This window comes from Paenibacillus sp. FSL R7-269 (assembly GCF_000517865.1).
In the GTDB taxonomy this organism is placed as follows: Bacteria; Bacillota; Bacilli; order Paenibacillales; family Paenibacillaceae; genus Paenibacillus_AQ.
In genome coordinates this window covers 1-14,200 of sequence record NZ_ASPS01000103.1, presented here as the reverse complement: position 1 = coordinate 14,200, position 14,200 = coordinate 1, and the positions used below count along the sequence as shown (strand labels likewise).

The following is a 14,200-nucleotide window of genomic DNA, read 5'->3' as shown; positions in this document are numbered from 1 at the left end:
TATCCGCCTAATTTCACACAAGAGGAGCCCTATTTATGCTTCGTAACGAACGTTATTTCAGCAAGGCCAAGAATAGACTGCAGCGCATATTGCCTGTATTGCTCATGATCTTATGCATCACTGTATCTCCATATGCTGCTTCGCGAGCCAGCGCGGCTTCAGCCGCACCGTCACATATTGACGCTGTGCTGCTGATCGATGTCAGCAACTCGATGAACAAGAGCGACAAGAACAAGATAGCCAATGAAGCGATGAAGATGTTCATAGATATGCTGTCCACCCAAGGCGATAAGGTAGGCATTGTGGCCTACACCGATAAGGTACAGCGCGAGAAGGCGCTGCTCGGCATCAAATCCGCCGGCGACAAGGAGGATCTGAAGAATTTCATCGACGGGCTTAGCCGCGGACCCTACACAGACCTGGCGGTCGGGATGGAAGAGGCAGTGAAGGTGCTGGAGAACGGCAGCGATCCCGGCCATGAGCCAATGATTGTCATGCTGGCGGACGGCAACAATGACCTGAATGAAGCCAGCGGCCGGAAGCAGTCCGATTCCGACAAGGAGCTGAAGGCAGCAGTAGAGTCTGCCAAGCAGAAGGGGTATCCCGTATATAGCATAGGGCTGAATGCAGACGGCAAGCTGAACAAGAATATTCTGGCCGGACTGTCCGCCGAGACAGGCGGCAAGGCGTTCACCACGAATTCTGCCGATGATCTGCCGCAGATTCTCAGCGAGATTTTTGCCAGCCACTTGAAGCTGAAGGTGGTGCCGGTGCCGTCCATTACGGCAAACGGCGATTATCAGGACGTAACGGTGAACGTGCCGAACAGCAGCGTGCTGGAAGCGAATATCTCCATTATGTCCTCGAAGCCGGTGACGGCGAAGCTGAGCGATCCTTCCGGCAAGGAAGTTGCTATTCCCTCGGATAAGGTGTTGCTGTCGAAGTCGTCCACCTACACCCTGATCAAGCTGCTCGCGCCGGAGCAGGGGGACTGGAAGCTCCAGGTCAAGGGTGTGCCGAAGGATAAGATCGATATTAATCTGGTGTTCAACTACGATCTGGAGCTGAAGCTGGATGCTCTGCCAGCCAAGTCTTACGGCAAAGGCGACAAGGTGGAGATCTCTTCCCATCTGTACAGCAACGGGGCGGAGGTAACGGAAGGCAGCCTGTATCAGGAGATGAAGGCGGTGCTGCTGGCAACTGATGTCGATACCGGCCAGGTGCAGGAGATTCCGCTGGACAATTCGGGTGCTGCGTTTAAGGGCACTTTTGAGATACAAGACAGTCATGAATATAAGCTGAAGGTCCGGGCCGAGGAGAGCAGCTTCTACCGCGAGAGCGACGAGCTGACGATCAATGCCAAGACGGGAACGGTGGCGACTACCCCGCCGTCAGCAGGCACTCCTGCGGGCGAAGAGCCTGCTGAGGAGAAGACCTCGAACACGCTGTACTATATCATCGGCGGTATTGTGCTGCTGCTGGCTGCTGCTGCCGCATTCTGGCTGCTGCGCAGTAAGGCTAACCGGGGGTTCGTCGGACAACTGGTAGTGGAAGTGGTGGACGGCAACACCGGAGAGAAAACCTATCCGCAGTACAAGAAGCTCGCCGCCTTCCGCGGCAAGTTCACTCTGCACCAGCTCCTGCAGCTTGCTCCTGAACTTAAGGAGAGCGAAAAGCTGGTCTTCACCCCGGGAACCCATGACCGGCTCCTGCTGCGCGGGGGCGAAGGGATCTCGGTGGAACGCTCAGGGCGTGCTGCTGATACCTCGCGGGGCCTGGAGCTGAAGAGCGGGGACCGGGTAACAGTCTCTCTGCAGACGGTAGACAAGACGATTCTATTGGAATATTTGATCTGATAAGCAGGCTAAGTGTATGCTCCCGAAGCGATTATATGAAGTGATTCGGGCTGCATAGGCTATCACAACTTTTGGGGGAGAACCTATGAAACCGGTAGTAAGAGAACATATTCAACAGCTGGATGTATCGCTTGGCGGAGGGATCGTCAGCGACAAGATTAGAGTGGATACCATCGACAACCCGATCCTCATTATCGGGCTTGGCGGCACGGGCATCGATGCCCTGCTGCGGCTCAAATACCAGATTAACCGCCGCTTCAAGCTGCCTGAAGATCCGTTGTCCAAGAAGAAGCGGGATAAGCCCGACAACGTGGAATTCCTGGCGTTCGAGACCAATGAACAGGACCGCGGCAAAAAATACAAGGGCATCGGCCTCGATCCGCAGAATGAATTCGTGCTGCTGGCCAATGCCGAGATCGGCGGACTGCTGCAGAACCGCAGCATCCTGGATTCTTACATTACAGACTGGCTGTCGCCGGAGCTGAGCATCACAGACGGCATGAACGGAGCCGCCGGGGTGCGCCAGGCCGGACGCCTGTTGCTGTTCACGAAGATCAACCAGGTGGTTGCCGCCATCGACAAGAAGATCAAGACGCTGTCTGTCGGCACCAGCAAGAAGCTGATGGTCTTCCTGCTTACCGGTCTGTCCGGCGGAACCGGCAGCGGGGCGTTCCTGGATATTGCCTACATCGTGCGCGGCATTATTGAACGTGACTACGGCGCAGCCGGGATAGACCGTGTCAATACGCTGGGCTATCTGTTCACACCGGACGTCAACCTGTCGAACAAAAGCCTCAGCGAGCATACCCGCGAGTATATCCGTAAGAACGGGTATGCCGCGCTTAAAGAACTGGATTACTGGATGAACGTGGACAGCCGGGGCGAACGGTTCCGCCAGAAGTACGGCAATATTCTGAGCGTCAACTCGCCGCTGCCGCCGTTCAATCTCTGTCATCTCATCTCCGCAACGAATACGGAAGGCAAGCTGCTGGAGAATGCCTACGATTACTGCATGAATGTGACGGCTGAGAACATCACCAACTTCATGGCCAGTGAAGAGAAGGCATCCGGCGAAGAGTTCGCCATCCATGACTATATCAGCAACATCCGCACGAACATTGCCCAGATGAACAAGACTTATCCTGCCAACTATGAATACAACATTATTGGAGCATCCTCGGCCGTGCTGCCGATTGAGGAAATGACAACCTACCTGGCCTACCGCCTCTTCGACAAAATGGACAAGATGTTCCATCACGCCCCGAATCAGGAGGATGTGGAGAAGATGGCGCGTAAGCTCGGCATCGATCTTGATACGATGATCAAGACGTTCGAGTCCCGTGTGCTGGAGCCGTTGCCGGGCTATCAGAACAGCGAGCGTCTCAGCCATGCGAACGTGGTCAAGAATCAGGTCGTCAGCATGGATACGGAGCTGGAGCAGAACTTCCTGGCCCGTGCGCGTGAGGAATATATCAAATCCAAGAAGCAGCTTCCGGGCGAGATTGCCGGACAGTTCGGCGAAGAGCTGGAGCGCATCTTCCTTCATCCCGAGCAGGGGCCGTTCTATGTGTCCCGGCTGCTGTACACAGAGAAGGGCTTCTGCATCCTGAAGCTGATCCAGTCTTATATTGAAGCGCTGCGCGAGAGCCTCTTGCGCCTGCCGCGTGATATTGAGACCGCACAGGAGAGTGCAGAGGATAAGCTGGGCGATGCGCGGAGCGCTTTTGTGTCCAAGGAGAAGAAGAAGAATGCCTATATTGAAGCCAAAATCAATGAATACTGGCTGCATGCCGATGTGGAGCGCACCGAGCAGATGATCCAGTTCTATGAGGATCTGTATGAACTGCTGAATGAAGAGAACAGCCGGATCTACGGTGTGTTCACCGAGATTCTGACCGCGCTCAGCTCGATCTTCGAGAAGAACGGTGACATTCTGATTAATGGCGAAGAACAGGCTGACCACAAGGGCAACAAAACCTACTATTGGAATATCGTCAACGTGCCGGATATCTCGGCGACCATCTCCAAAATCATGGATCAAAAGGATGGCGATGATCTGATCCGTGACTTCACACGCGAGATGCTGAAGCATTCCGGGCGCTGGGTAAGGGAGCAGGAGATTGATATTGTCCGCTCCATATCCGAGTTCCTCAGCGACAAGTTCGGGGATCTGATTACCCGCTCGATGGAGGATTTCCTGGTGATGAAATACGGGCACGAGGAGCCGCTGGATAAGTTCGTGGAGCGGATTATTGCCGGACGTCTGGATGAGGATGCGGTGCCGATTTTCCACCTCAGCAACAGCTCAGGCAGTCTGCACTTCCCGTCCTGGGGCTTCGTCTCTGTGCCGGTGAAGGCACCGGGGATTCTGAAGGGTGTGCGGAATTATCAGAACAATGCACTCGGCAAATCGCAGTTCACGATCAAGGAGAGCCAGGTGAAGAACCGGATTTTCTGGCTGAATACACGCAACGGGGTGCCGTTGTTCGTATACACGCCGCTGCGGGTATTTGAGGAGAACTATGAACGGACCATCCTGGATAAAGAAGGCATTGGACGCCATCTCGTGATGACGGACAAGGACAACTGGACCTATCTGCCTTCACCGATCCCGGAGAAGTCATGGGGCGATACTTACGTGAACCCGCGCGTCCGTGATTATAATGCCAGAGTGCGTGCGGATTTCGCCCGGGCGCTGGAATCCGGTGTCATTATAGAGAAGGGTGTGGACGAGAACACGAGCAGCCGCTTCTCCGTGAACTTCACGAAGCCGCTGGATCTGGGCAAGCTGCTGGGCGCTTATGATCTGCAGCTGGATGCGCCGCGTCCGAATCTGGGTGAAGTGCGCAAGGCTGCTGAAGAGCTCAAAGCGCTCCGTACAGGAGGTCTTGAACGCGAAGCCGTGAAGGATATCTTCGGCAGCATTAATCTGGAGCTGGCCCAGGAGAACCTGATCCGTTCCCCGCAGCTCATTGCCCGTGTCCGTGAGGAGCTGGCGAAATACGATGCGCTGGCAGCCAAGTCACAGGAGCTGGAGGCGCTGGTGCATCAGCATCTGGATGAAGACAAATGGCTGGACCAGTTCATCGAAGCGCTGTACACCGATACCATCACCAAAAAAGGTGCGCTCTATGTCTATGACCGTGACGAGGACGAGGATGCCTGGGAGCCGTTCGCCAATCTGATGAAGGAACGCAGCTATGTGGAGTATGCCGTCTACCGCCATTTCCGTGAGCTGGATGAGAAAAGCCGCAGTCTCCTGCTCCGCAAGGCAGCACGCCGGGCCGGAGAGATGACCGCAGCCGAAGATGTAACTCCGCTGCTGTATAAGCTGGAAGGGATGTATGTCTCGTTCCTGGAGGCACGTGACGCTCTGGAATATGAGCGGGTAGAGCATGCCAACGGAGATGAAATGTACAGCTTCTACAAGAGCCTGACCGGCAAGCTTGGCAGCATCCGCAGAAAGCTGAAGTAGGCCTATGATCAGAGATCAGGCCTTACAATATGCCGAGCAATACGCTGCTTTGGAGGAAGCACAGCATAATAAGGGGGATGGGCGCAGCAGTATCCATTACCCTGCGCTGTTCCTGTTCCTGGGCGATAAGGTGACCCCGGCCATCGGCCCTGTGCTGGAACGCTGTCAGCGCAAATGGGACAATGCGGGCGGCGTGATGGCGCTGCATGCCGGTTCACATAACGGCAGCGGCAGTACGCAGGAGAAGGAGGGGGTCAAGGGGCGGATCGGCAGCGGAAACAGCAGCGTCCATGAACGTGTGATGCACATGACCCTGCCGGATACGGCAGGGCGTGATCCGCGTACGGTCCGGCGTGAGCTGTACCGTGAATTTCATGAGGATAGCCAGTATTTGGCCGGAATGAACCGGACGCTGCGCAGCTTAAGCAACAGCATAGCGGATTACGGGCGGCTTTATTCCTCTTTTGACGTTATCCATCTGTCTGTCATTACACGGGTCGATGACCCGCAGAATGTGCTGTTGCCGGAGATCGTGCTCCTGGCCCGCGCAATTCTCAGCCAGTCGTTCAAATCAGTACAGATTGATCTGTACGCGCTGATTAACGAACGGGAGCAGGGGGATAACTTCGGCTATTCCAGCTCGGTCGGGCTGGCTTGTCTGCGTGAGCTGGACGGGATGCAGGCGGCGGATTATGCCTTAAGCGCTCCGCTGCTGGTTACGGAGGAAGGGCTGTCCATTCCAGTGGCGCATGGCCCTTCTCCGCTGTTCGATCTGGTCTATCTGCTCTCCGACAAGAACGAGCGCGGACTGATGTCGGTCCATGGGATGGACGACAATTACGAGATTATCGCCCACATCAGCCTGCTCAAGAACCGGGTCCGGCCTGCGGCCGATCAGGCCTCCGGGCATGGCGGCTACAATAATATGACGTTCAAAAGCGGCATCCGCGGCAGCACAGGCAGACAAGGCTACGCGTCTGCCGGCTTCTCGGCGGTGCGGCGGCCGAACCGCCAGATTGCGCTGGCGGTACTGTACCATGCACTGCATTATCTGTCCGGGCGGCTGCGTGCAGGCCATAACCGGAGTCTTAAGGAGCGGCAGGCGATGCTTGGCCTTGGAGCGGATACCCTGCGTGACCGCGCGGCGGAATTGCTGCCGGAGCAGTCCGCTCTCGCCGAGATGACCGGGCTGATGAGCCACGGGCGCCCGTCCTATTCACAGCTGCGCATGCTCTCACTGCGCGAGGCCGAGGAACTGCTGTTCGGGGAAGGGGCGCAGGCTTACTTCCGCAGTAATTTTGCGGAGGTGTCCGTGAGAAGGGCGGCGGGCATCGACCCGGCCCGGGAGTGGGCCGGCGTGCTGGCGGCCGAGGAGGCAGGAGCCTTCCCGGTCACCTTCTACCAGCTGGCAGAATGGACCAGTGAGAAGACAGGTGAGGGAGGCAGCGTGCTGCAGGCCTTGCGCCAGCATATGGGCGGTCTGCGTTCCGCCCTGCTCTCCGCGCAGGAGGAGCTGGAGCGGCTCTATGCAGAGAGCGTGGAGCGCCAGCCGTTCCAGCGGGTGCCGCTGCTGGACAAACGGACGGTGCGCAATTTCATTCATTATCTGTTCGAGTCTGTCTACGGCAAGAAGTATGAGATTCTGCTGCTGGAGAGCGAGCTGGCCCTCTGTCTCCGCTATGACGCTGCACTGGAGCAGCTGCACGCAGACAGCAGAACGAAGGTTGCGGCGATGGATGCTTTGGAGGAGGATCTGCACAGCTTGGCCCTCGTCAGCATTGGCCGCAGCAAAGAGGCCGTAGATCAGAACATCATGGAGTATTACCGCAGTGTGACCGACGATGTCATGAAGGATATCGAGACCCGGCGCGGTGCGGGGATCTTCTTCAGCGAGCGGTTCATGGGTAGTCTCTCCGGGCTGCTAGTGCAAGGAGGCGGCCAGGCTGTTGCCGAGCGGCTGATTGAGCTGTGCCGCCGGGAGCTGCTTACGGCGGGACCGTTCACGCTTCCGTTCGAGGAGGAGCTGCTGCGGCGCGCTAATGTCGCAGCCGCTTACGAGAACCGGGACATCGTCTCCAAGGAGGAGCTGTTCAAGCAGCTCTACCGCAGTCTGGAGGAGGAGGCGGCGATGAATGTCCGCCTGTTCGAGTATACGCAGGAGCACCGGCATGAAGAGAAGTACTTCTTCGGCGACAGCTCCTCCGAATTCCTGCGCTATGCCTTCAGTGCTGACGAGACCACCCGCATCTACCGGCTCGGCTTCGTACATGAGCAGCGCCGCAGCGGCGTAGAGAAGCTGAACCTGATGGGCGGCTTCCACTTGGAAGACTTGCTCTACTACCGCAACGGCAAGGTCTATTACGAGACTTATGCCGGCAACGGATACCAGCTCCACGGTCTGGAAGAGGAGCAGCTGCCGGTGATGAGATGAGTGGCGAATAGATGGGATATGTGCTGATGAGTGGCGATTAGATGGGATGAGTGCTGATGAGCGGCGATTAGATGGGATGAGTGCTGATGAGCGAAGTGCTATGACAAACTATTATTTATGTTCGGGCTACCACAACCGCAGGATCTATAGTCCGCGCGAGTTCGTAGGCTGACCGGATGCTGGTGGAAGTGGGCTGGATGGCGGAAAGAGAGGGATAAATCCCTCTGATGCTGGCGAGTGTCAGTAATAGTGCCCCTGAATTCACCGAAAGTGTGCTTAACCGCCAAATGAGGAGCACTAATGCCCCTGAATTCACCGAAAGTATGCCGAACCGCCAAATGAGGAGCACTAATGCCCCTGAATTCACCGAAAGTATGCCGAACCGCCAAATGAGGAGCACTAATGCCCCTGATTTCGCCGAAAGTATGCCGAACCAGCAAATGAGGAGCACAAGTGCCCCTGAATTCACCGAAAGTGTGCCGAACCAGCAAATGAGGAGCACTAATGCCCCTGATTTCACCGGAAGTGTGCCGAACCAGCAAATTAAGAGCATTAGTGCCCCTGATTTCACCCCAAAGTGTGCTAACCCACCAAATGAGGAGCATTAATGCCCCTGATTACAGGGGGGCGGCCGAGATCCGCGGGTCACCATGATAATACCCATGCTCCGGGTCCCGGACGTGGGTGCGGGCCTACACTAACAGGCTTCGTAGGACAATTCTCATTCATTCCACTGCCGGATGTGCAATAGAATGGAATGGGGAAGCGCGTGAAGATCAAGCTTTTCCCGGAAAGGATGAAGTGCAATGCAGCGAAAAATCAATCTGCTCCTGTTGCTGTTCAGTCTGCTCGGCGCGGGTGTAGCGTTTGTGCTCGGTGAGTTGCTGCTGGACCGCAGGCCGTATGATTTACCTCAGATGGTGCTGGTCGGCATTTATTTTGCCATCGTGGCCTTATGTGTTGGAATAGGCGCTCTGGTCGCAGAGAACATTTCACCGAAGCTGAACGGACAATCATGGAAGCTGCGTTACCTGGGCACCTCGTGGAAAATGTTCCCGCTCATGGTCGTGCTGTTGCTCGGCGTGGGCACGCTGACCGAGTTCGTGTACGAGCTGAACTTCGGCGGCAGCAAACCGGTTAAGAATGTCGTCATGGTGATCGATGATTCCGGCAGCATGTCGCAGAGCGACCCGTCAGACAGGCGCTACGCGGCGGCCAAGAATCTGGTGCAGCAGCTCAAAAAAGACAACAAAGTCGCTGTAGTTACCTTCAGCAATGAGGCTTCCGTGGTCCAGCCGCTGCTCCCGCTCTCCAAAGCGGCGAACCGCGAGAAGGTTATGGAGGTCATCAGCAGCCTGAAGACGACTGAAGGCGGAACGAATATCAGCGGCGCGCTGGCCGAAGCGATGAAGGTAATTCATGAAGACGGCGCGGACCGCGGGGCGATGGTTATTCTCCTATCCGACGGTGTCAGCCAGTTCAATACCTCTACGGAGCTGACAGACTATGTAGCGCGTGGAATAAAAGTGAATACAATTGGGCTGGCCCTGGATGATCCGTCCGGCGCAAATCTGCTCCAGAATATCGCCAGCGGCACCGGCGGACAGTATTATGATGTGGCCGATGCGAACCGGCTTGGCGACGTATTCCAGCAGATTTATGACCGTCTGGGGGACCGGACACTGCTGACCGAACGCAGCGACCAGACCGCGGACAGCCCTTATTATGCTGTGGTGCGTGTGCTGGCCTTGATGCTGCTTGGTACGGCGCTGGGTCTGGGCCTTGGCATTGTGTTCGATAACCGCCATCTGGCCCGGAGCTTCAGTATCGGGGGCGCGGTATCGGGACTTATTGCGGGGCTGATTCTGGAATCCGGCCTGAATGGCGACACGCTCTGGGACCCTATGACCCGGCTGCTGGCGCTGCTCGTTCTGGCGGCCATTCTCACCTTGTTCACGTATATCGTGCCTGTAGGGGAAGGACGCTTGTCGCGCCGGGGAAGAGCTGCGGGGGCTGCTAATGCGCCTGCGGACAGTATTCATTCACCCCGCCGTAACCGCGGCAGTAAAGGGTTCTAAAGCCAGATGCAGGGAAAGGGGCAGGTTGCCATGAAGTACGCCGAGGCAGACGCTGGAGCACCGGTGATTACCGAAGTTGTATCCAGAGTGGAAGACCGGTTCTGTACGCTGCGCTGGCGCTGGCCGGACGGTGTACAGGCGGTATATATTCATAAGGCCTCTGCGGAGGCACCGGACAGTCATGAGCATCCGCCTCCGGGCATGAAGCTCTACACGCGTGAAGAATACAAAGCGAATAACGGGTACCGGGACCGGCTGGACGAGATCGGGATGGTGGCCTATACCATTTACGTGCGGATTAGCGAGAATGGGGAGACGCTGCTGGTCCGTCAGCAGGATGGCGGTAACCGGGCGCTCGTCAGCGCGGGCAAAGCGAGGATCTACTACGCGGTCCAGCACAAAAAGGGGTTGTTCAGCAAGCTGAAAACCGTGCAGATGACGATTACTGCCGAGGTGCCGGTGCCGAAGGAAGTGCTCTGCTACGTCAAAAAGCGGGATGCGCACCCATCCTCCAAGGAGGACGGTGCAAGGTTCCCGTTCGTTCAGGACTTCGCTCCCGGGCGCAACCAGCTCCCGCCGATTGAGGTCGGCAAGGACGACTTCATCCGTATTTTTTTCACCGATGGGCCTAAATACGGGGCGTATTATGAGCTGGTTCCCGAGTGAGCGGGAGTAGCATACCGGGTGCTGACACAACTCTGAGGAGGATGAGAGATGTCTTTTTTTAGCCGTTTCATGAAGAAGAATCAGCCTGCAGCGAGGCCGCTGTATTACGATATCGTCTGCCCGTTCTGCTTCACGCGCTTTGAGCCGGAGGAAGTGGTGTTCCGGGCCATGCACAGCCGTGAGGATGATGAGAATTATGCGCTCGGTGAGGATGATCTGCTGAATAAATACCGGGAGCGCTTCGGCCTCGATACGGTGGATGATATGGAAGCAGTTCTGCAGCCGGCGGATATCCCGGAGGAGTATCATCATTATACAGACAATGTGCTGACCGGGCTCACCGACCGCTACGGGGTGATGACCCGCAGACGGCTCTGTCCGTCCTGCCATAACGAACTGCCTGTAACAGCAGGCAAGGTGCCTAGCAATATTATCTCGATTATCGGAGCTTCCCAGGTCGGGAAGTCTGTCTATATGACCTCGCTGATCCACACGCTCCAGCATACAACGGCAGGGCATTTCGACGCAGCCTGTATGCCGCTGAATGCCGAGATCAGCCGCAAATTCCGCACCTTGTACGAGGAGCCGCTGTTCGAGCGTGGGGATCTGCTGGCGTCTACCCAGAAGGAGAAGATGCAGGAGCCGTTTATTTTCCAGTTTGTGTTCAAGGATGAATCCAAGCCCCCGCTGACGCTGGTGTTCTTCGATGTAGCCGGTGAAGGAATGGTCGATCAGGATTACTTAGGCCTGCACGGCCAGCATATTAAGAACTCCGCAGGGATTCTGTTCATGGTCGATCCGCTGCAGATCCGTTCGGTCCGGGAGAAGATCCGCATTAACTTCGGCGACCGCCCGGGAGAGTGGGTATCGCAGTATGATGAGCCGCGTGATGTGGTGCTGACCATGTTCGGGGATTTCATCGCCTATCAGGAGAAGAGCAAGACCGAGATTCCGACCGCAGTCGTCCTGGCCAAAAGCGATATGCTCCACTCCCTCAAGGATGAGGATGGCGACTATATCAAGTCGAACAGCAATGTGTTCAACAACTACGTGCACCGCAAAACGCTGAACCTGGACGAGTTCCACAACATCGACGGTGAAATCCGGCGCTTTATTGAGAAGGTGGACCGTCCGTTCAAGGATACGATGGATGTGTATTTTGCTAATACAGGGTATTTCGCCGTGTCTGCGCTGGGCAGCAATCCGGTCAATCAGAAGGTGGAGGGTGTGGTCAGTCCGATCCGGGTCGATGAGCCGTTCATCTGGCTGCTGCACAAGCTGAATTACATTGAGGGGAGCGACGGGCCGTGAACAGATTGTCAGGGTCCATGATCACCCAGCAGATGTATACCCGCGAGCGCCGCGGCGTGTACCGGTCGACAGAGGGCTTCGATACGGTAGCGAAATCGGAGAGTCTCGATAATAATTTTGTCAAAAAAATCCTGCATCCCTTCTGCCTCTACGATGCCCCGGCTGAACTTACGGCGCGCGGCGAGAAGGATGAGGAGCTGTATCCGGCTGCGCTGCACCTGTTCCATACGGAGAGCAACGAGACTGTGATCGGAGAGAGCCGTTATCTGGCGGCGGATTTTACGGGGCAGCGGAGCGCTTTTTTTGCCCATAATTTCGTGGTGCCGCCTATCCGCTCCGAAGAGATTGTCGAGGGGTATGGAAGCTGGCTGCACGCGGGGTTTGCCCGGAGCTATGAGGGAGAGCCTGGCGGAACCCTGCCTGAGCTGGAGTCGATTCCCGTGGCAACCCGAGAGCTGGACGTGCCGTCAGATCCGCGCAGCGTGCTGTCCGGTCTAGGATTCACAGAAGAGCTGTTCAAAGCCCTGCTGCAGGCGGTAATGCTGTCCGTAGCCGGGAAGAAGAAAATCTATGTAGCGCTGGATGTGCCCATCAGTGATTTGTCGCAGCGTGCGGTCCGGCTGACGGAAGTTATCTTCGCTGCGCTGCCATATGACTTCCGCCGCAGGCTCGGAGTGATCACGTATGCCAAGGAGCCGCAGAGCCGCAAATATATTCACCTGACCTTCGTGGAAAAGGGCTCACTGCGTCCGGGCGACCGCAATATCGAGAAGGATTACATCTTCGATCTGGCAGGTGCAAGGTTCCTGAATACCGACTTCGGCGAGTCGCGGCAGATCTATGCCGATCTGGCCTGGAAGACGCTGGTGGAGAAGGGCGGAAGCCTCCGCGATTTCGCTAAGTTTGCCGACAGCCTGCTGCTCGGAGAGAGTCCGGAGCGTAAGCTGTCGCTGGCGCTCTACAATGAGCTGGCGGTCTTTTATGAAATCGAGCAAGGCAACGAAGCCTTATATACAGACAACAAGAACGCTATACTCGGCGGCCTGCTGTCCTATCTGAAGCCGGAGGGGAAGCTGGACTCGCGGGTGCGGCTGAATGATATGTTCCTGGAGCGGTTCGACCGCGAATATGATCTGATCCGCAAGAAGGGGATTCCGTCAACGGAGATCCTGGAACAGTTCAAGGCGTATTACGCGCTGCCGGGCCATAATTACCGGGTGAAGATCGTCGATTACTTCATCAACGGGATGCTGAACTGCCAGTCCGGGGGCCGGGAGGATGTGCTGTCGGCGGCTTACGGGATTATTGAGAGCGATGCGGAGCTTAGTGAGGCATTCTTCAAAAAAGTGCTGTCCCAATCTCTCTTCCGCAGAGCGCTGTTCGAGCCGTATCTGGAATCCCGGCTGGCTGCCGCTGCCGGGACGGCGGATATCCTCCGCCTCGTGGGCCACTTCGGCCGGAGCCTTCCAGAAGTGCTTCAGCAGGCAGCGGTACGGGATACCTTCAAGGAATATCTGCTGGAGAAGCTGCAGCGGGAGTCCGATCCGGTAGCGGCGGTAACGGCTGTTCATGAAGCGGTCCAACAGGCAGAGAAGCAGCGCCGCAGAGGCGGTGTGTACCCGGAGGCCTTGTCCGTTATGGAGGAGTTGGGCACGGTTGCGGACCGCTTCCTGCTGAACCGGCTCTCGCTGGACGAGCTGACGATGGAGCAGCTGCTGGAGATCTCGTTCCTGCGTTACCGGGATACGGCAGACTGGCAGCCGCCGCTCGATGCGATTGCGAAGCGCAAAGCGAATGCGCTGCGCGCGGCCTACCGCTGGTTCGGGGAGGAGTCGCCGGACGAGGAGATTTTTGCCGGACTGACGCCGCGTGAGCTGGACGATGTACAGTTGCTGGGCGCGCGGTGGCTGAAGGAAGCGCGGAGCCTTGAGCCATTCGACCGGCTGCCGCTGGCCTTCTATCACAGCAGTGAACGTGAAGGCGGACCGCTGGATTATGATGCGCTGCTGGATCTGGTGGTCCGCAAGGCGGGCAATGACAAGGAGACAGTGTACCGGTTCCTGGACTGGTCGCAGCATAGCTGGCTGTTCGCAAGCTCAGGCAAGAAGCTGTGGCCGAATTACAAGCGGGCCGTGCTGAGATATTTCCTAAAGAGCGACCGCGAGGCGTTCAAGAACCGGGAATTCCGCAAAACCCATCTCGACACAGCAACGCCTGCCATGCAGACTGTCTACAATGAAGCCCGCGCCCAGCTGGCTTCGCCGCTGGCGCGGTGGGTCAGCCGCAGCCGATTTCAAATCCTGATCTCAGGGAGCATCCTCGGGATCATTCTGATTGCGGCGGTTATCCTGCTGAGCCAGCTAGGGGGACGCGGCAAGGATAC

General features: G+C 56.9%; 7 protein-coding genes. All 7 read left to right on the top strand.

The features are described 5' to 3' along the window. Positions 1-35 precede the first annotated feature (35 nt). On the top strand, positions 36-1,856 hold the full coding sequence (locus C162_RS30605) for a vWA domain-containing protein (RefSeq protein WP_036701290.1): 1,821 nt from the start codon (positions 36-38) through the stop codon (positions 1,854-1,856). Positions 1,857-1,941: 85 nt separating this feature from the next. Beyond that, positions 1,942-5,331 (top strand): tubulin-like doman-containing protein, encoded by a 3,390-nt coding sequence (locus C162_RS30600; protein ID WP_036701288.1) that lies wholly within the window; start codon positions 1,942-1,944, stop codon positions 5,329-5,331. A 4-nt stretch (positions 5,332-5,335) separates the two neighbouring features. Then, entirely contained in the window at positions 5,336-7,762 is a 2,427-nt protein-coding gene (locus C162_RS30595; RefSeq protein WP_051494058.1) for a transcription initiation factor TFIID, read from the top strand. Positions 7,763-8,568: 806 nt separating this feature from the next. Beyond that, positions 8,569-9,840: a vWA domain-containing protein gene (locus C162_RS30585; RefSeq protein WP_036701284.1), complete on the top strand. Its 1,272-nt coding sequence runs from the start codon at positions 8,569-8,571 to the stop codon at positions 9,838-9,840. A 30-nt stretch (positions 9,841-9,870) separates the two neighbouring features. Next, on the top strand, positions 9,871-10,506 hold the full coding sequence (locus tag C162_RS30580; RefSeq protein ID WP_036701282.1) for a hypothetical protein: 636 nt from the start codon (positions 9,871-9,873) through the stop codon (positions 10,504-10,506). Between the two features lie 48 nt (positions 10,507-10,554). Continuing rightward, entirely contained in the window at positions 10,555-11,817 is a 1,263-nt protein-coding gene (locus C162_RS30575) for a hypothetical protein (RefSeq protein WP_036701281.1), read from the top strand. After that, a partial coding sequence (locus C162_RS30570; protein ID WP_156949750.1) for a GAP1-N2 domain-containing protein occupies positions 11,814-14,200 on the top strand: 2,387 nt, incomplete at its 3' end. The genes C162_RS30575 and C162_RS30570, both read left to right, overlap by 4 nt.

Excerpts from the sequence above, each read along its gene's own strand:
- C162_RS30605 (WP_036701290.1), top strand. The coding sequence starts at position 36 with ATGCTTCGTAACGAACGTTATTTCAGCAAGGCCAAGAATAGACTGCAG.
- C162_RS30600 (WP_036701288.1), top strand. The coding sequence starts at position 1,942 with ATGAAACCGGTAGTAAGAGAACATATTCAACAGCTGGATGTATCGCTT.
- C162_RS30595 (WP_051494058.1), top strand. The coding sequence starts at position 5,336 with ATGATCAGAGATCAGGCCTTACAATATGCCGAGCAATACGCTGCTTTG.
- C162_RS30585 (WP_036701284.1), top strand. The coding sequence starts at position 8,569 with ATGCAGCGAAAAATCAATCTGCTCCTGTTGCTGTTCAGTCTGCTCGGC.
- C162_RS30580 (WP_036701282.1), top strand. The coding sequence starts at position 9,871 with ATGAAGTACGCCGAGGCAGACGCTGGAGCACCGGTGATTACCGAAGTT.
- C162_RS30575 (WP_036701281.1), top strand. The coding sequence starts at position 10,555 with ATGTCTTTTTTTAGCCGTTTCATGAAGAAGAATCAGCCTGCAGCGAGG.